This window comes from Pseudomonas sp. UBA6315, assembly GCF_002438125.1.
In the GTDB taxonomy this organism is placed as follows: domain Bacteria; phylum Pseudomonadota; class Gammaproteobacteria; order Pseudomonadales; family Pseudomonadaceae; genus Aquipseudomonas; species Aquipseudomonas faucium.
This window is the reverse complement of the sequence record NZ_DJTF01000050.1, coordinates 1,888-19,658: the sequence shown is the minus strand read 5'-3', so window position 1 is coordinate 19,658 and position 17,771 is coordinate 1,888. Positions and strand designations below refer to the sequence as shown.

Genomic DNA, 17,771 nt, shown 5'->3' with positions numbered 1-17,771 from the left:
GCATCCTCGCCGAATTGCAGCGCGACGCCCGCATCTCCAACCAGGAGCTGGCCGAGCGCATCGGCCTGTCGCCCTCGCCATGCTCGCGTCGGGTCAAGCAACTGGAAGACGACGGCTACATTTCGCGCCAGGTCGCCCTGCTCGACCGCAAGAAACTGGGCCTGAGCCTGACCGCCTACGTGCTGATCGGCATGGACCGGCACACCCCGGAGCGCTTCGAAACCTTCGAGGCCGCCATCCGCAACCTGCCGCAGGTGCTCGAATGCAGCCTGGTCACCGGAATGGATGCCGACTACCAGCTCAAGGTGGTGGTGCCGGACATGGATCATTACCAGAAACTGCTACTAGGCAGCCTGACCCGCATCGAAGGCGTCACCAGCGTGCGCTCGAGCTTCGTGCTCAACCAGGTGCTGGCAAGCACCGAGCTACCTTTGACCCACCTTCGTTAATCGCTGCCTGGCCTGCGTATAATCGGCTGCTCAGCCTGCCTGGAGAACACAAATGGACCCCGCCGTATTCGAAGAGTGGATGATGATCATCCTGGTGACCGTGTTGATCGGTTTCATGGGCTTCATCGTCTGGGACCTGGCGAAGAAGTCCAAGGCGGGGCGCTTTGGCACGATGATCCTGTTCTTCGTGCTCGGCCTTGGGGTGCTGGCCTTCATCATCAAGAGCGTGGTGGTGGGGTTTCTGGAAGGGGTTTAGTGATTTCTCGGGCCCCATCGCTGGCAGTCCAGCTACCCACAGTTTGTGCATTACCCTGTGGGAGCCGGCTTGCCGGCGATGAGCCCAACCAGGTCTAAAGCCGCGCCGGAACCTCGCGCCAACACCCCTGCTCCAGCCCCTCCAGCGCCCAATCGCCAATCCGCACGCGCACCAGGCGCAAGGTCGGCAACCCCACCGCCGCCGTCATCCGCCGCACCTGGCGGTTACGCCCCTCGCGAATCACCAGCTCCAGCCAATGGGTCGGCACGCTCTTGCGAAACCGCACCGGCGGGTTGCGCGGCCACAGCTGGGGCTCGTCGAGGCGCCGTGCTTCGGCGGGCAAGGTTGGCCCGTCATTGAGCTCAACACCTTCGCGCAGGCGCTTTAGCTGCTCATCGCTCGGTTCCCCTTCCACCTGCACCCAGTAGGTCTTGGCCAACTTGTGCTTGGGGTCGGCGATGCGTGCCTGCAATTGCCCGTCATTGGTCAGCAGCAACAGCCCTTCGCTGTCGCGGTCCAGCCGCCCGGCCGGGTAGATGCCCGGGATGTCGATGAAGTCCTTGAGCGTCGCTCGCCCCTCACCGTCGCTGAACTGGGTCAGCACGTCGAACGGCTTGTTGAACAGGATCAGGCGTGGCTCGGCCGGTGGAGCCTTGGCTTGGCGACGGGGGCCGGCAGGCCGCGCCTGGGGGCGGCGCGGCTTGGAACGGGGAGGCAGTGGCATGGATCCTCAGCGGAACGGCGGCTCATCGAAGCTGCGCAGTTTACGCGAGTGCAGCGAGTTGAGCTCGGTGCGCAGCAGGTCGAGGGCCGCAATGCCGATTTTCAGGTGCTGGCTGACAGCGCGGTTGTAGAAGGCGTTGGCCGAACCCGGCAGCTTGATTTCGCTGTGCAGTGGCTTGTCCGAGACGCACAGCAAGGTGCCGTAAGGAACCCGCAGGCGGTAGCCCTGGGCGGCGATGGTGCCGCTTTCCATGTCCACCGCGACCGCACGGGAGAGGTTGATCAACGGCCGCTCCTGGGCCCAGCGCAGCTCCCAGTTACGGTCATCGTAGGTCAGCACGGTGCCGGTGCGCAGGCGCTTCTTCAGCTCGTCGCCACGCTCGCCGGTGACCTGCGCCGCCGCTTCCTGCAGCGCCAGCTGCACCTCGGCCAGGGCCGGGATCGGGATGTTCGGCGGCACCACCCGGTCGAGGATGCCATCGCGGCGCATGTAGGCGTGGGCCAGCACGTAGTCGCCGATGGTCTGCGACTGACGCAGGCCGCCACAGTGGCCGATCATCAGCCAGCAGTGCGGGCGCAGCACGGCCAGGTGATCGGTGATGTTCTTGGCGTTGGACGGGCCGACGCCGATGTTGACCAGGGTGATGCCGTCGCCATCGGCGGCGATCAGGTGATAGGCCGGCATCTGGTAGCGGTGCCACACCACGCTGGCCACCAGGGCCTGCGCTTCACCGTGGTCCATGCCCTTTTCGATCTCGACGTTGCCCGGCAGCACCATGCGCACGAAGCGCGGGTCTTCGCGCAGTTGCTCGAGGCCGTGGCTGATGAACTGGTCGACGTAGCGGTGGTAGTTGGTCAGCAGGATCCACGGCTGCATGTGGCGCCAGTCGCTGCCGGTGTAGTGCACCAGGCGGCGCAGGGAAAAGTCGACGCGGGCGGCGTCGAACAGCGCCAGCGGCAGGGCCTTGGAATTGTCCCAGTCGTACAGGCCGTCGGCGATGTTGTCGGTGGCGGCGGACAGGTCGGTGCTGGGGAACACGCGCGCAAGCTCGGCGGCGGTGATGCCGCTGCCGGCCAGCTCGTCGCCCTGGTCGACCACGTAGGGATACGGGATGTTCTGTTCGCTGACGCCGACTTCCACGGTCACCGTGTAGTCATGCATCAACGGACGCAGCTGCTCGAGCAGGTAGCCGCGAAACGCCGAAGGCTGGGTGACGGTGACACTGTAGGTGCCCGCAACCTGCACCTTGGCATAGGCACGGGTGGTGGCGGCCACTTCGCCGTGGCTGTAGTAGGTCAGGCGCAGGGCCGGGTAGCGGTATTGGGCACGCTCGTCGGCGTCCGGCTCGGTGCGGTCTTTCAGGTAACGCTTGAGGGCCTGGCTGAGGGCACCGGTGGCCTGTTCGTGCAGGGCCGCCAGACGGTCGACGGCCTGTTCGGGAGTATCAACGACTACAAAGGCGTGGCTCACACTGTGCTTCCTGTCTGGACATGCGTGGGAATCATCTTGCCTGCGTTTCATGGCAAATACATCCCCGGTGGTCGCGAGGGCCCCATCGCCGGCAAGCCGGCTGCCACAGCAGGGTGAGCACCTTGGCCCCCGTGGCAGCCGGCTTGCCGGCGATAGGCCTCAGGACGGCGTGGCCCGCGCCACCAGTGCCTCGACATCGGCCCCGCGCGGCAACGCGCCGTACACCCGCCCGCCCCCCGTGAGCCGGCTGCCGATGAAGGCATCGCTCACCGCCGCGTTGCCCGCCTCGAGCAGCAACTTGGCCTGCAGGGCCAGGGCAATGTCCTCGGTCAGTTGCCGGGCGCGGTACTGGATGTCGCTGGTGTCGGCAAACGCGCCCTTGAGGTTGCCGATGTGCGCCGCCAGGCGTGGGTCGCCATGGCCGTCGCCCAATTCGCTGAACAGCGCATCGAGCACCCCCGGCTCCTTGGACAAGGCCCGCAGCACGTCCAGGCACTGCACGTTGCCCGAGCCTTCCCAGGTGGAGTTGACCGGCGCCTCGCGGTACAGCCGCGGCAGGATGCTGTCTTCGACATAACCGGCGCCGCCGAGGCACTCGGCGGCCTCGTTGATCATCGCGGGGGCGCGCTTGCAGATCCAGTACTTGCCAACCGCCGTCACCAGCCGGGCGAAATGCGCCTGCTGCGGGTCGTCGAGCTGCTCCAGGGCCTGGCCCATGCGCAGGCTCAAGGCCAATGCCGCTTCGCTTTCCAGGGCCAGGTCGGCCAGCACGTTCTGCATCAGCGGCTGCTCGCCGAGCACGCGGCCGCCGACCTTGCGGTGCGCGCAGTGGTGGGTGGCCTGGGTCAGCGCCTGGCGCATCAGGGCGCTGGAGCCGACCATGCAATCGAAGCGGGTCATGGCGACCATTTCGATGATGGTCGGCACACCGCGCCCCTCCTCGCCCACCATCCATGCCAGGGCGCCGCGGAACTCCACTTCGCTGGAGGCATTGGAGCTGTTGCCCAGCTTGTTCTTCAGGCGCTGGATGTAGAACTGGTTGCGCTGGTCGTCCGGCCGGTGGCGCGGCAGCAGGAAGCAGGTCAGGCCTTTTTCGGTCTGCGCCAGGGTCAGGAAGGCATCGCACATCGGCGCCGAACAGAACCACTTGTGCCCGACCAGTTCGTAGGGCTGGCCGGGGCCAGGCGTGCCTACCGGGTAGGCGCGGGTGGTGTTGGCGCGCACGTCGGTGCCGCCCTGCTTCTCGGTCATGGCCATACCGATGGTGACCCCGGCCTTGTGCCGGTCGCCGACATTACGCGGGTCGTACTCGCGGGCGAGGATCTTCGGCAGCCAGTATTCGGCCAGCTCCGGCTGCAGGCGCAGTGCCGGCACGGCGGCGAAGGTCATGGTCAGCGGGCAACCCGTGCCGGCCTCGGCCTGGCTGTGCAGGTAGGTCATCGACGCCCGCGCCACGTGCGCGCCGGGGCGGGGTTCGGCCCAGGGCAACGACGGCAGGCCGTGCTCGACGGCGGTGCGCATCAGCTCGTGGTAGGCGGGGTGGAACTCCACCAGGTCGATCCGATGGCCATAGCGGTCATGGCTGCTGAACTCCGGCTTGTGCGCGTTGGCCAGGAAGCCTGCGGCCATCAATGGTCCGCCAGCCAGGGCACCGTAGGCATCGATCCGCGATTCGGCCCAGCCGGCGCCGAAGCGCCGCGACCATTCCTGCAGCGGGATATCGAGACGGTACAGGTTGGCGCCGTCGAGGGGCGGTGGCTGGTTAGTGACTTCGTGGGTTTCAGCGTACTGGTGCAGGTTCATTGGGAGCTCCTGAGGCCGGGCATGCCTGAAAGGCACAGTGAAGCACTCCGTGCCAGTGAGTCAAAGTGACATAAATGACTATTCGGGATGCCATTTGCGACCCCGCCTTGTCCGCCCTCTCCTGCGTGTAATCGCTCGCCCTCGAACTAGCATTTTTGCCAGGTGACGAGGATACCGGCTCGCCAAATACTGGAGGGACCCAGCCAATGCCATGTATCCCAATCAATCGTTGCCATGCGGAGAATGCGAAATGGGCCGTTATTCAGAGAAAAAAGTAACCGGCTACAACAAAAGTATCCTTGAGAAAGCCGGCTTGAAGCTCGGAGAAAAGATCGAAGTCAACGGCCGTAGCGTCTGGCTCATCGGCATTGAGGACAGCCATATAAATGTCAATTACAACCGCAAGGATAGCCCCAATCATGTACGTATCTACTATGAAGAATCTGGGGGGAACCACTGCGCATCAATAGAGGGTGTTCCCCCAGAAGAAATCACGCTTCTAAGTCAGAATAAAGAAAAATACGAAGCCCTTGAAAGTAAATTCAAGTACGCGCTCCAGGAGATTACAAGCCTAGGTGCACAAAAGTTAAATCTAAAAGAAACGCCCGTCTTTCCTCGCAGACCATTGATTGCGCTGATTGAACTAAAGGATGACTACGATGGCAGCAACCAAGGGGAGAGCGCCCTTTACAGCAGTGCGGCGAAAAACCTTTGTGGATTTCTGTGTATCGTAGAGGCCTCTGAGCTGGCGGAGCGCTCTGATGAATTAATAATCTCAACGCATGTATCGTTGAACGATGAATGCTTCCGCTCAGGCCCTTGGAATACTCACTTCACCCTCCCACCTTCACGAGAGCTCGGCTGCATCTCTAAAGACCGCATACGCGCGCTCTATGACCTATCTGCACTCGACAAAGTAAAACCTGTGCTAGATGCAATCAATGCCAAAACGCAAGCCTTGAGCAATCTGGTAGAAAATGATGCCAAACGGACAGAGTTTATACCATCACCCTTTTATGAAGACTTACCTTCCGGCCTCGTAATCGTTGATTTCAACCATGCCATCGACGAAACCGGCAGGACCAGTGGTTATGGCTTATTGGCAGCCAGTGGGTTTCGGGTTTTGACGATCTCTTGCCCCGAGGAAACGGTGAGCGAGTACAACGCTCTGAAAAGTGAGCACGAATTCTTATCTTATTTCGAGCCTTTGAAGGACTTCAACTCGGTCGAATTCTCTATCAAAGCCTTCTACGCAACCTCGGGCATGACGGCAGAGCAACCTAACGATGATTCGACCTCAACGACGGGTCCATCACCCACGGCCCGTCCATTGCAATCATTATCGACGCCCTACCTGATCTCCAATCAGGCCGACGGTTCTCTTCCCGACATGACCGATTTCTCGCTTGAACGGGCGGGCAGTATCGAAGGCGGCTGGTGCACCAGTACCACGATCAAGGCAGGCCGTGCATTGGCCGAGGGCGAGGTGTTGAGTGCCTTCCTGATTGATCGGCTGGACGGCGATATCCGCAAAGTCGATTACACGGCGCAAAAGGGCGAGCTCTCTGCCCAACAGTGGCCTAAAGCCTTCGCCGATTACCTGGCGGCTGCCGGAGAACCGATGACCGCCGGTGGCTGGGGCGCTGACAATACCTTTTCCACCGCTAGCGAGCCCCTGCGGCTGTGGAGCCCGGCACGCTATCGCACGTTCAGCAATGCGCCCTTTGCTGCCAATCTCGTGCAGGCACTGGCCTGCGATGAGTCTTTCACCCCTACAGCAGACGAAACGCTTTGCCTGCAAGTACGCGACCTGACCTCACAGGCGTTGTACGAGCACCACTTTTTCACCCCCACGGCCACGCAAGCCAGCGCAAAGTGGTCCAAGGCGCTGTGCGAGCAGATCAACCGTGACAGCCGACTGATGCGCGCGGGCGTGCCCGATGACTGCAGCGTGACACCTGCCGAAAGTGGCAATGCCTTCTGGGTGCCGCAGTGCGCCGAGTTGTGCGTCACCCTTACCGAGACGCGCTGGTGGCAAAGCCAGGCTATCGAGAGTGAGCAGGCACTGGGAGAAGGGCAGACACTGCAGGCGTGGGTCTATGATGCGTTTTCCCATCGTTTGCTCGCTCACCACACGTGGACGGCGGACAAGGCGCAGCGCAGCGCTGGCAAATGGCTCGGGGCCTGGGCCAAAGCCCTGAACGCCTCGCCGGTGGCAGCCTACCTGCGCGTGGCCACGCACAACCCGCAGGCTGAACGAGCCGATGAAGCGGACAACCTGCACCTGTGGCAACGCGGTGATGCACTGCGCATTTTTACCACGCTGCCCGACGCAGCCAATCGCCTGCCAGGCCCTACCCTGCAATCGGCCTGGAAGGCCGATGCCGAGCATGCGGTACTGGTCACGGTACGCCACCCGTTCAGCCGCAAGTTGCTGCACCGCGCACTGTTCAAACCCCAGGATGCCGACAACGTCAATGACCGGGATACCTGGCTACAGGCGTTGGGCGATTTCCTCAAAGCGCAGGCCTGGCCCGAAGTGCATATCGGCGCAAGCGATGAGCCGCTGTGCGTCCCTCGCTTCAGCGAGTTGCAGGTGCTGCTGGAGAACGTCGGCGACGGCAATACGTGGAGCGACGGCGATTACGTCAACTACCTGCTCGAAACAGACCAATTGCCAGGCTCCACGGCCGCTGAACAAGCACGCTTCAAGGTAACTGCGGGGGCTGCCACGGTACAGGTCGAGGTCGAGTCGTTGAATGGGGAACTGGCGTTTCGCCTGGACAAAGCCGCGCACGAAAAAGGCTACCGGGTGGCTGCCTGCGTACCACGCGCCAGCGAGCAGCCGCGGTGGCCGGTGGAGGTGACTGACACCAAGGTCACCTGGGCAGGGCCGATCGTAAATGGCGTCTACGACCTGTACCTGACCTATCCGGAAAAGGCACGAGACGAAACCACGTTGACCGTGGGCCATATTGGCGCCTTCCACTCCAGCCATTTCTGGCACGGTGTGCAGGCCGTCGAATTTACCCCGCACGCGGCCATGAAAGCCTACGAGGAAATCAGTTTCCTGTGCGAGGACTACGGCAATACCAACCACTCCGAAGTATTCGACACCAGCAACCAGGACCAGACCGGTGTGGACGAACGCAGCGGCCTGTTCCATGCCCATTACCCGATTGCGACCTTGCAAGGTTTGCATGGGCTAGGCCCGGTGTGCGACCTGACCCTGCACTACTCGGCGCTGCGGGCCAACGAAGCGGGGCTGGGTGATGGCTGGGCCTGGCGCTTTTCCAGAATCATCACCAGTTCCACTCAGGAAAACGACCACCGCCTGCTCACCCTCGCCGATGGTACTCCGGTGACCTTCAGCGATGAGCAGTGGACCCAGCTGGGCGCAGGGCAAGCCATCAAGACCAATGCCTGCAGGGTAACCAGCAACAAGGATTACAGCCAGTTCAAGCTTGAGTTCCCGAGCGGCCGCCAGGAGGTCCTGAGCAAACCGGCAGCGCCCGGCAGCGACGAAGTCGAACCTAACGACGAGTTTCGCAAGAAAGTGCTCAAGGCCTTGAAGGCGATCAAAAACAAAAGTAAGCCGGCCTTTCCGACGATGCCTGCTCACTGGACTCAATGGGTGCTGCTGGTGCTCTGCCCACACGGGTATTACACGGCGGGCGCGATTGATTACAGCGAAGCCGTCAGCCTCTGGAGTAAACACGGCAACACCAAGGAGCTGGACAGGCGTATCGCGCTGTATGAGCGGCCGTTCGTACAGCTACTGCCATCACGCATCGTCTCGCAATATGGCGAAGCGTTGGATCTGCAATGGAAGCGCCAGAAAGGTCAATTCCTGCTGATGAGCATCAAAAGCGGCAAAACCGAGCTGTTCAGCGCGGAGTATGTCGACCCTGAGGTCAAGGCCGGTGGCCGGGTGAACATGCAACTCTGGCCGGGCAGCAACGAAACGTTCAAGGTCGAACTCACACTCGAACACTATTTGCTGCGCACCCTCAAGCGCTTGCAGAAGGACACCGTTGTGCAGCAGGTCGATTGCGGCTACGACGATGACCCGACCCTGGACAGGGTGCTGTGCCGGCTGCAGGAGCTGGATGGTTCTGTGGAATGCGTGCAGTACGTCAAGCAGGACGCCAAGCTCAAAGGTGCACCTGCCCTGCCCCGGGTGGCATTGCACGCGCTGCTGCCAGGTGGCGGCCAGCAGAACCATATCCACCACTACACCTATACCGGCAGTTATCAGAACCCGGACGACCAGTTGTTCATCGCAGCCGTGCAACGCGGCGCCCATGCCAACGTGGTGCATGACCTGCACACTTTCGGGTTGGACGCCGAGGGTAACCGCACGCCGCTGATGCGGGGCTCAGGCTCGGCCAACGCGCATTGGCTGGAGTTTTACCTGCGCCATGAGCACACCACAACCACGTTCCGCTATACAGGATTGGGCGATGAGCTGGTCGAAATCATCGAGCGTATGGTCATCAGGGTCAGCGGGACACAGATCGAAGTGACCGCCAAAGCCCCGGCGATCGAACGTCGGCAGGCCGTATTGCAAGCGTTGTGGGGATACTCGACCAAAAACCGCAGGCAGCTTCACCAAGCGATCAAACACATGCTCAGCCTGGCGCCAAAGGCGCAGCGCGCAAACCTGGGCAAAACGGTAGACGCAACCACGATCGTGACTGACGCAAAAGGGAACCCCTTACACCTGCATGCCAAGGGCTCGCACTCGGTCTACTACTGTTATTACGGTGACCAAACTGAAAACCAGATCGCGCTGGGCAGCGTGAAAACGCTCAGTGCAGTGCCGACTCTGGAGTGCCCTTTCGTACCTGACTACGCCAGCGCTCCGCTGATGGCTGAGTACCAGTGTGACGACTACGGCAACCCTCAGGGCTTGAAGCTCTACGGTTATCGCAAAGTCACCCGTGCCGACCGCGATTACCTGGAGCTGGCCGACGTGGTGATGGTGGATGGTATACGTGGCACGCTCACCAACGACACCCTCGACAAGGACACCACATGGGCGCTGATCGGCAATGAGGCGCTGTGGCACCAGATCACTACGAGCACCTCGGTACCCGCCAGCAAGAAAACCACCAGCGAGCAAAGCAAGGTGCTGGAATGGGCGATCACCAGCAAGCAGACAACACATCAAGACGGCAAGACCCTTGAGCTGACCAATGTTCAGAAATTCATCGATAACCCTACCCAGCCGGGCATCCAGGTGATCGTCAGCGCAACAACACCGGCAGGTACGGCCCAGGTCAGCAAGGAGGTTCGTTCGCGTTACAGCAGGCGCGCGCTGCAAAAGGTCGAGAAAGGCATCGAGGCGCACTGGGAGCGCGATGCCGCTGGGCGGATAACGAAAGAAACCCGCTACTTACTGGCATCCGGAAGCACCGGCAAAACCACTAAACAGATTGCCGATGAGAGCATTGACTCGGTCTACAGCGCCGACGGTAGAGAGGTAGAACGCACTTACAAGGATGGTAGCCAGAGCCATTCCAGCCTCGACGGCCTGCAACGGGCTTGGCAAACCTCGTGGCGCAGGTCTGTTACCGAGACATATGTGCCCTTGGAGGCGCACTGCTTCACGGGGCTGGACGAATCCTGCGTATTGGGGAGTTGGGTGTGGGATTACCTGCCGGGTGGTCAGGCCGTGCGCAAGGACATGCCTCTGCGGGGGTTGGCGGGTAGGCAACCCTGGTTGGCGCAGGAAGCAAAAACGGTGGCAAGTGTGCCGGTTGCGGTGGAAGAGGACAGGCACATTCTCGCGCGATTAAATTCAAGTGAAAGCAATACGTTGGAAATAACACTCAATGCACTAGAGGACGCCAAAGTAAAAGAACTAATCAAAAAAATAGATCATCATACAAATATTTGCATAACCCTATCAGGCAAAGATTACACAGTCTGCAACTCACCTCAAAGCATTATTGTGACCACACACGTGAAATCACTCAAGGTAATGAGTGTTATCGAGCTCTTCAAGTCAGAAAAATTCGATGCTTTAGCACAACTCGCCTATCAAAATGGCGACAGCACCCTCGACATACTTGAGCTCTTTGCAGGCTGCGAGGTGTCAACAATTAGGACTGAAGCATCTAAAAACCCTAGCGATGATGAATGGTATGATTCCCCTGTAATCACAAAGGAAGGAATTAACCTCAGCCCGCAAATAGCAGACCTGAAATTGCGTTGCGCAGAAAACTTACCCATCCACAAACTCTCGAACACCGCTGATTCCGTCGTTCAGATAACCGAACAGCAAGGTTTGAGCACCCAATGCCTGTCGAAGCGAACTACTACCCGCACAGCAAAAGCGGACGGTACCTTGCAACACTCAGTGCAATGGGCCGATGAGAGCGGCGTGCAGCACCTGCAACTCGATCAGCACTACGACTCCGACGGTCGTATCACCCGCCATGCCCGTACCGTGGGCGAGAACACTCGGGCCTACGCGCTCGAACACGATAGTCTCGGCCGGGTAACCAAGGTGACCCGCCCCGATGCCACGACCATCGAACGCACCTACCACGGCTTTAGCAATCACGTCTCCTCGCTGACCGTGGACGGGCAAGTCGTCGCAACCCAGGCGGTGAGCGAACTCGGCAAACTCTCGACACGCAAGATAGGCAGCCGCGAATATGGATTTGCTGAGCAGAGCGTGACTCTGCCAGACAAGACCCAGTTGCGCAGTGTTCAGGATGCCAGTGGCATGCGTTTGGAGGCGGATGGCAACGCGCTTTACAGCCAGAAGCACCCTGACGGATCGACCGTTCTGAATTCCGATGCCGGCTGGCGGCATTCGATCGCTAGCGCACAGGTGCCCGGTCGTCGGAATACCACTGAAAAAACGCCTCGAGGTACGGTCAAGGGCGCCGAGTGGCAGAGCCTGCGTGGGCAGAGTATCGCCGCTCGGCACGCCAACGGCCGCACACGGCGGGTATTCCACGACAGCGAGGGGCGGCTGTTGCGCAGCTGCCAGCAACACGAGGACGTGTTGTACCGTTACGACGAACTGGGTCACCTGCAAACGCGCCGGGTGCAGGCGCTGACCGGCGCCGGGCAATGGCAAGTGCACAGTGAGCGTGACGGCCTCAACCGGGAAACCGTGCGTACCTTCCTGCGCAACGGCGCCCCTTGCTTCAGCCAGCACATGACCTGGCAAGGCGACGGCCGCCTGGCAAGCAAGGCCAGTTACCAGAACGGCAATCTGCTGCGCACTGAACGCTTCACCTATGACCTGCTCGACCGCCTTGCAAGCTATGCCTGCGACACCCAGCAAGCGGCACACTGCCCGCAGAATGGCGATGGCACGCCGATCAAGGCCCAGACGTTCAGCTGGGACAGCCTGGACAACCTGACCCGTTGCACCAGCACCCCGTTCGAAGGCGAGGCGGTGACGGAAACATTCACCTATGCAACGACCTCCGACCCCACTCGTCTGACTTCGATGAAAACCGGCGAGCAGGCAACGGCCCTGACCTGGAACAGCAACGGCCAACTGCAGGTGGACGGCCTGCAACGGACGCGCACGTACACTGCCGCCGGGCAACTGAGCAGCATCAAGGACGACACAGGCACCTTGCTCACCCGCTACGAATACGACGGCCTGCAGCGCCTGGCGGCGCAATACGAGGAAAAGGACCAGAGCACCCGCGAGTTGCGTTACGACGGCGATGAGCTGATCGGCCAGGTGTGTTTCGACAAGGCTGGCAAGCCCACCCGCAGGACCAGCATTTCCCCGGGGCTGGCGCAGTATGACGGCGACCAGGTGCGCTGGCTGATCGACGATCCGCAGGTGGGCATCGTCGGCCAGGTGTGCGACGACGACCTGCAACTGGCTCCCCTGCTGCCCTTTGGTGAAGGTGCGACGCTGGAGGGCCTAGTCACCGGTTACAACGGCATGCGTCGCGACCCGGTGACGGGCCAGTATCATGCAGGCAACGGTTACCGCTGCTACGACCCAGCACTGCGCCGGCATACCCAGCCTGACTGGCTGAGCCCATTCGGCGAAGGGGGTATCAACGACTACGCCCACTGCCCCGACCCGGTCAACCTGCATGACCCCAGTGGCGCGATCATGCTCAGCCGTTGGGGGCAAAAGGAGGACCTGGAGCACTATGAGCAGATCCTGCGCGAGACCAAGCCCATGCCGGTCGGCGGACGCTGGCGGGGCCTTGCGCTTTCGGCCACGCTGACGGTGCTGGGTATCGCCGCGTCGGTGATGACAGGTGGCGCCGCCTCGGTGTTCTTCGTCGCGATGACGACTTGCGCGGTGCTCTCGTTCGGCTTCGAGGTGGCCTCCGTCCTGACGGAAGACTCCAACCCCGAGCTGTCCAGAAAGCTGGGCTATGCGGCGCTGGCCTTTGGGGTGGCGTCGCTTGCTGAAAGTGCCCTGGGCTTGCTCAAGAAGCTACCAGCGCTGGCCAAAGCCGCGATGAGCTCCGTGCGACAAGTCGGCAAGAGACTCACCCATTTCAAGGCTGGCACGCGACTGGCGCGCAACACCGTGAGCCCCATGGAATACGCGATGGAGCAATTGGGCAGCATTCCCGGCGTCACGCCTGCAATAGGACCTGCCCGTAACGGAGTGCGGGCCACGCTCAGGGTGGCCGGTACCCGGTTGATCAACTACCTGGGTGAGGCACAATCCATCGACCTCAATGCTGCGCGCTATGCACGTATGGGCGCCTATGGCAGGGCGCTGCGCAAAGCTCACAGGCTTCACAACTTCGCTACCCGGTCACGGGCTCTGAGCGCGGGCGCTTGGGTAACGGGCAAGGCGATCGAAACCCACATCACTCAAAGTTCAGTTTTCTCCTTCATCGCGATCGCGACCGGCGATAGCTCGAGCGCCATTTCACCGTGGGGGCGTTACTCCATACCCCTCGATCAGTCGATCACTTGGAATCACGGGGGCGGTGGACATTTGTTGGCCTAAACCAAGAAGCGTTGCGGGTTGGTGCACGTCCGGCAACAACCCGCAACTGTTAAAACTGCCAGTGTCCAAGCGCAGCTTGAATAGTTAGGCTTTTTTAGCACCCCGGCAATACCCCAATCAGGAGCTAAAACCATGAGCGATGTGAAAGTTGCAAAGGTCAAGCTGTACAACGCCAAGCTGAAAGCGGGCTTCCTCGCTTACGAGGTCGAAGAAGAGGAGGTCATCCTGACTAGCGAGGCGGTGGGCAAGCTAAATTTGAAGAACGGCGATGAAGTAACGTTCGAAGTTTTGCAAAAGGATGGCAGGTATTACGCCACCAATGTAAAAGCCAAGTGAGCGCGCATTGCCTGCATTGGCTTCATCGCGGCTATCGCTACGCAATGGGGCTGATGCAGGCAATGTTTACTGATGCTAACAACGCTGGCGTAACCGCTTCGCCACATTACAGGAGACTTACCTGGAACTGCGTACCTCTGAAATGATTCTGCCCGGCATCTGGATCTGGGCAATCGCCACATTCAAGCTCAGCTCGAAACGGCTGCCCAGGCCGCGCGTCGATTCGTGCGCCAGCTTGCCGCCGAGCAACTCGCCCATCTGCCGGCAGATCGACAGGCCGATGCCCAGCCCGCCATAGCGCCGGGTCATCGAGCCGTCTACCTGGAAGAAGCGCTGATAGAGGATGGCCTGGTCCAGGTCATCGAAGCCGATGCCGCTGTCGCTGACGGTGAAGGTCAGCGCCAGGCTGTCCGGCCCCAGGCGCCGGCCGCGCACCTGCACCATTACCCCTCCCTGGTGGGTGAACTTGAGGCCGTTGTCGACCAGGCAACCCAGGCAACGCAGCAGCTTGTGCCCATCGCCCAGCAGTTCGTCGGGCAGCTCCGCGGGAATGTCCAGGCTCAGGTAAAGGCCTTTGCCCAGGGCCGTGCCGGCATGCCCGGCGCGCAGGTCCTGGAGCAGCCGGCGCAAGCTGAATGGGCTGGGCTGGGCGCGCAGGCGGCCGGCCTGCAGTTCGGTGAGGGTGAGGATGTCGTCGACCATGCCCATCATGTCCTGGGCAGAGCCCACCGCCGTGCGCTGGTACTGGGCCATTTCGGCGCTCATGGGCAGCGTCTGCATGAGCTCCAGCGAGCCGATCACGCCGTTCATCGGCGTGCGCAACTCGTGGGTGACGGTGGCGAGGAATTCGTCCTTGAGCAGGTTGCTCCTGGCCAGCTGCTGGTTCAGTTGCTCCAGGGTGCGGCCGGTTTCCCGCAGGGTCTGCGCTTGTTGCTCGCGCATGCTGTTGATGCGGTCGGCCAGGGCCAGCGACAGCAGCGCCACTTCCAGCGCCGAGCCCAGCTGGCTGGCGTACATGGTGATGAACACGTTCGGCAGGTAGCCCAGCACCATCAAGGTGTTGACCATGCCGCCGAGCAGGAACGCCGTCCAGGCAATGATGAACCAGCGCGCCACGCGCAGCCCCCGCGACCAGGCCAGCAGCCCGGCGGTGAAGATGCTCACGGTGAACAGCAGCGCCAGCACCGTGGCCATGCGCAGGGCAATGCCGTAGGGCATGCTCACCGCCAGCAGCATGACCGCTATCGCGCCCAGCATCAGCAGCTGCAGCAGGCGGTCGAAGCCCCGGCTGATCTTGCGCAGGCGCAGGAAGTGGCGGGCGAACTGGCAGCCGAACAGGCCGGCAGCGCCGATGAACAAGGGCGTGGCGGCGTTTGCCCACCAGGGGCTGTCCGGCCAGAAGTAGGCCACCCCTGCACCGTTGACCGACACCTGGTACAGGCCGAACGAAGCGATATAGAGGATGTAGTAGAGGTAACTGACGTCGCGCACGCTGATGAAGATGAACAGGTTGTACACCAGCATCACCAGCAACACGCCGTAGATCATCCCCAGCACGTACAGGCGAGTGGGCTGATCCTCCATGTAGGCCTCGCTCGACCACAACGCCAGCGGCGCCTGTACCGAGCCTTCGCTGTGCAGGCGCAGGTAGGCGGTGGTCGACTGCCCGGGGCGCATGGGCAGTTCGAACAGGTAGTTGTTCTGGCGGATCTGCCGGCTGTCGTAGGGCAAGGCATCACCGGTACGCTGGGCCAGGCGATAGACGCCATCGCTGCCGGGCAGGTACAGCTCGAGGTGATCCAGCGGCGGGTAGGCCAGCTCCAGCAGCCACTGGCGGGGCGCGGTGCGGTCGGAGGCGAGGTAGTGCAGGTCGACCTTCAGCCAGAACACCGAGGTCGAGTAGCCGGCGTTGAGCACGTCTTCATGGTGGCTACGAAAACGATTGGCGAAGATGGGTGCGCTGACTTGAGCGATGCTCGCCGTGCCATCGCGGTCTTCGTAGACCTGCATGACCTTGCCCAGCGGCAAGTGGCGGGTGGTATCGTCGAATTCGACGGCGGTGGCCAGCACGGGCAGCAAGCCCAGAAGCACGATCAGCAAATAGCGCATACAGCCCCAGCATGGCCTGTCCGGTCGCGTCGCGATGGCCTCCAATCCCTATGAGACGACGAAATCCGGCAGTGCCCGTTTGTCGAGTTATCCGAGCACTCTAGCATAGCTTTGAACGCTGGCAACGGGCCACATTAAATTTCGATTAAAAGGCTCTAGAACAATGCTTTCAGGCTTGTTACAAGAATAAATCTGACCGATCGATCAACAAAATCCATTTGTAGGACGATCCGCACAATTGGGTTTGGTGGTAAGCTCGCCGACCATGAATACCTACAGCTCCCGCCCCGTTGTCCTCTGTCTCTCCGGCCACGACCCAAGTGGCGGCGCCGGCTTGCAGGCAGATATCGAAGCCCTGATCGCCCAAGGCTGTCACGCCGCACCGACCGTGACCGCCCTGACCGTGCAGGATACCGTCAATGTTTCCGACTTCCGCGTGCTCGACCGCGAGTGGGTGCTGGCCCAGGCCAACGCTGTGCTGGCCGACTCGCGGGTCGCCGCCGTCAAGCTGGGCATGCTCGGCTCGATCGAGATGGTCGACACCGTCGCCGAACTGCTGGGCGCCCACCCGCACCTGCCGCTGGTCTGCGACCCGGTGCTGCGCGCCGGTGGCGGTGGCCGCCTGGGCAAGGACGAAGTCGGCTATGCCCTGCGCGAGCGCCTGCTGCCGCTGGCCACCATCGCCACGCCGAACCTGCCCGAGGCGCGCATCCTGGCCGAACTGCCAGACGGCACGGCCGACGAGTGCGCAGACAAACTGCTGCCGTACATCAAGCACCTGCTGATTACCGGTGGCCACGGCGACGAAGACGAAATCCACAACCGCCTGTACAGCCGCGACGGCCAGAGCCACACCTGGACCTGCCAGCGCCTGCCGGGCAGCTACCACGGCTCGGGCTGCACCCTGGCCAGCGCCCTGGCCGGCCGCCTGGCCCTCGGCGAACAGCTGCAAAGCGCCGTGCGCAGCGCCCTGGACTACACCTGGCGGACCCTGCGCGACGCCGAACAACTGGGCAAGGGCCAGTTCGTCCCGCGCCGCCTGCCCCTGGACTTCTGCTCCTGACACGAGGCCTTCCGATGAAGCTACGCGGCCTGTACGCGATTACCGACAGCCAGCTGCTCGCCGGCCGTTTCCTGTCCCATGTCGAAGCGGCGCTGGAAGGCGGCGTGTGCCTGCTGCAGTACCGCGACAAGAGTGACGACGCCGCCCGCCGCCTGCGCGAGGCCGAAGCACTGATGAAGCTGTGCGAGCGCTACGGCACCGAGCTGATCATCAACGACGACGCCGAACTTGCCGCGCGCCTGGGCGTCGGCGTGCACCTGGGCCAGACCGACGGCCCGCTGACCCCGGCCCGTGCCCTGCTCGGCCGCCAGGCGATCATCGGCTCGACCTGCCACGCCCAGCTCGACCTGGCCCAGCAAGCCGCCAGCGAAGGTGCCAGCTACGTGGCCTTTGGCCGTTTCTTCAATTCCGTGACCAAGCCGGGCGCACCTGCCGCCAACGTCGAGCTGCTGGAGCAGGCCCGCGCCCAGGTCAAGCTGCCGATCGCCGTGATCGGCGGCATCACCCTGGACAACGCCGCCCCGCTGGTCGCCCATGGCGCCGACCTGCTGGCGGTGATCCATGGCCTGTTCGGTGTCGACAGCGCGCAGGAAGTC

The 17,771-nt window shown here is 62.0% G+C and carries 10 protein-coding genes; 6 read left to right on the top strand and 4 right to left on the bottom strand.

Features of this window, described 5'->3' with window-relative positions:
• The first annotated feature begins 2 nt into the window (after positions 1 to 2).
• Positions 3 to 449 (top strand): Lrp/AsnC family transcriptional regulator, encoded by a 447-nt coding sequence (locus tag B3E94_RS06065; protein ID WP_286912722.1) that lies wholly within the window; start codon positions 3 to 5, stop codon positions 447 to 449.
• A 52-nt stretch (positions 450 to 501) separates the two neighbouring features.
• A complete protein-coding gene (locus B3E94_RS06060) occupies positions 502 to 705 on the top strand; it encodes a DUF2788 domain-containing protein (RefSeq protein ID WP_008092861.1) in 204 nt (67 codons plus the stop codon).
• Positions 706 to 799: 94 nt separating this feature from the next.
• Here B3E94_RS06060 and B3E94_RS06055 read toward each other — a convergent pair whose 3' ends face one another.
• From B3E94_RS06055 to B3E94_RS06045, 3 genes are all read right to left on the bottom strand, one after another.
• Positions 800 to 1,429, bottom strand: coding sequence for a pseudouridine synthase (locus B3E94_RS06055; RefSeq protein WP_286912720.1), 630 nt, complete (start codon positions 1,427 to 1,429; stop codon positions 800 to 802).
• 6 nt (positions 1,430 to 1,435) lie between these two features.
• On the bottom strand, positions 1,436 to 2,950 hold the full coding sequence (amn, locus tag B3E94_RS06050; protein ID WP_371871960.1) for an AMP nucleosidase: 1,515 nt from the start codon (positions 2,948 to 2,950) through the stop codon (positions 1,436 to 1,438).
• Positions 2,951 to 3,058: 108 nt separating this feature from the next.
• Positions 3,059 to 4,702 carry an acyl-CoA dehydrogenase family protein gene (locus B3E94_RS06045; RefSeq protein ID WP_286912719.1) on the bottom strand — a complete coding sequence of 548 codons (1,644 nt, stop codon included), beginning with the start codon at positions 4,700 to 4,702 and terminating at the stop codon, positions 3,059 to 3,061.
• A gap of 250 nt (positions 4,703 to 4,952) precedes the next feature.
• On the opposite strand from B3E94_RS06045, the gene B3E94_RS06040 reads away from it, so the two are divergent.
• Both B3E94_RS06040 and B3E94_RS06035 read left to right on the top strand, forming a co-directional pair.
• Positions 4,953 to 13,667: an RHS repeat-associated core domain-containing protein gene (locus tag B3E94_RS06040; protein WP_286912718.1), complete on the top strand. Its 8,715-nt coding sequence runs from the start codon at positions 4,953 to 4,955 to the stop codon at positions 13,665 to 13,667.
• A gap of 132 nt (positions 13,668 to 13,799) precedes the next feature.
• Positions 13,800 to 14,003, top strand: coding sequence for a cold shock domain-containing protein (locus tag B3E94_RS06035; protein ID WP_286912717.1), 204 nt, complete (start codon positions 13,800 to 13,802; stop codon positions 14,001 to 14,003).
• A gap of 117 nt (positions 14,004 to 14,120) precedes the next feature.
• Here B3E94_RS06035 and B3E94_RS06030 read toward each other — a convergent pair whose 3' ends face one another.
• On the bottom strand, positions 14,121 to 16,112 hold the full coding sequence (locus B3E94_RS06030; protein ID WP_286912716.1) for a sensor histidine kinase: 1,992 nt from the start codon (positions 16,110 to 16,112) through the stop codon (positions 14,121 to 14,123).
• A gap of 265 nt (positions 16,113 to 16,377) precedes the next feature.
• Between B3E94_RS06030 and B3E94_RS06025 the strand changes: the two genes are divergently transcribed.
• On the top strand, positions 16,378 to 17,175 hold the full coding sequence (locus tag B3E94_RS06025) for a hydroxymethylpyrimidine/phosphomethylpyrimidine kinase (RefSeq protein ID WP_176514814.1): 798 nt from the start codon (positions 16,378 to 16,380) through the stop codon (positions 17,173 to 17,175).
• Between the two features lie 14 nt (positions 17,176 to 17,189).
• On the top strand, positions 17,190 to 17,771 hold a 582-nt coding region (gene thiE, locus B3E94_RS06020), incomplete at its 3' end, for a thiamine phosphate synthase (RefSeq protein WP_286912714.1).

Coding starts and splice junctions, on each gene's coding strand:
- B3E94_RS06060 (WP_008092861.1), top strand. CDS start 502: ATGGACCCCGCCGTATTCGAAGAGTGGATGATGATCATCCTGGTGACC.
- B3E94_RS06055 (WP_286912720.1), bottom strand. CDS start 1,429: ATGCCACTGCCTCCCCGTTCCAAGCCGCGCCGCCCCCAGGCGCGGCCT.
- amn (WP_371871960.1), bottom strand. CDS start 2,950: ATGAAACGCAGGCAAGATGATTCCCACGCATGTCCAGACAGGAAGCAC.
- B3E94_RS06045 (WP_286912719.1), bottom strand. CDS start 4,702: ATGAACCTGCACCAGTACGCTGAAACCCACGAAGTCACTAACCAGCCA.
- B3E94_RS06040 (WP_286912718.1), top strand. CDS start 4,953: ATGGGCCGTTATTCAGAGAAAAAAGTAACCGGCTACAACAAAAGTATC.
- B3E94_RS06035 (WP_286912717.1), top strand. CDS start 13,800: ATGAGCGATGTGAAAGTTGCAAAGGTCAAGCTGTACAACGCCAAGCTG.
- B3E94_RS06030 (WP_286912716.1), bottom strand. CDS start 16,112: ATGCGCTATTTGCTGATCGTGCTTCTGGGCTTGCTGCCCGTGCTGGCC.
- B3E94_RS06025 (WP_176514814.1), top strand. CDS start 16,378: ATGAATACCTACAGCTCCCGCCCCGTTGTCCTCTGTCTCTCCGGCCAC.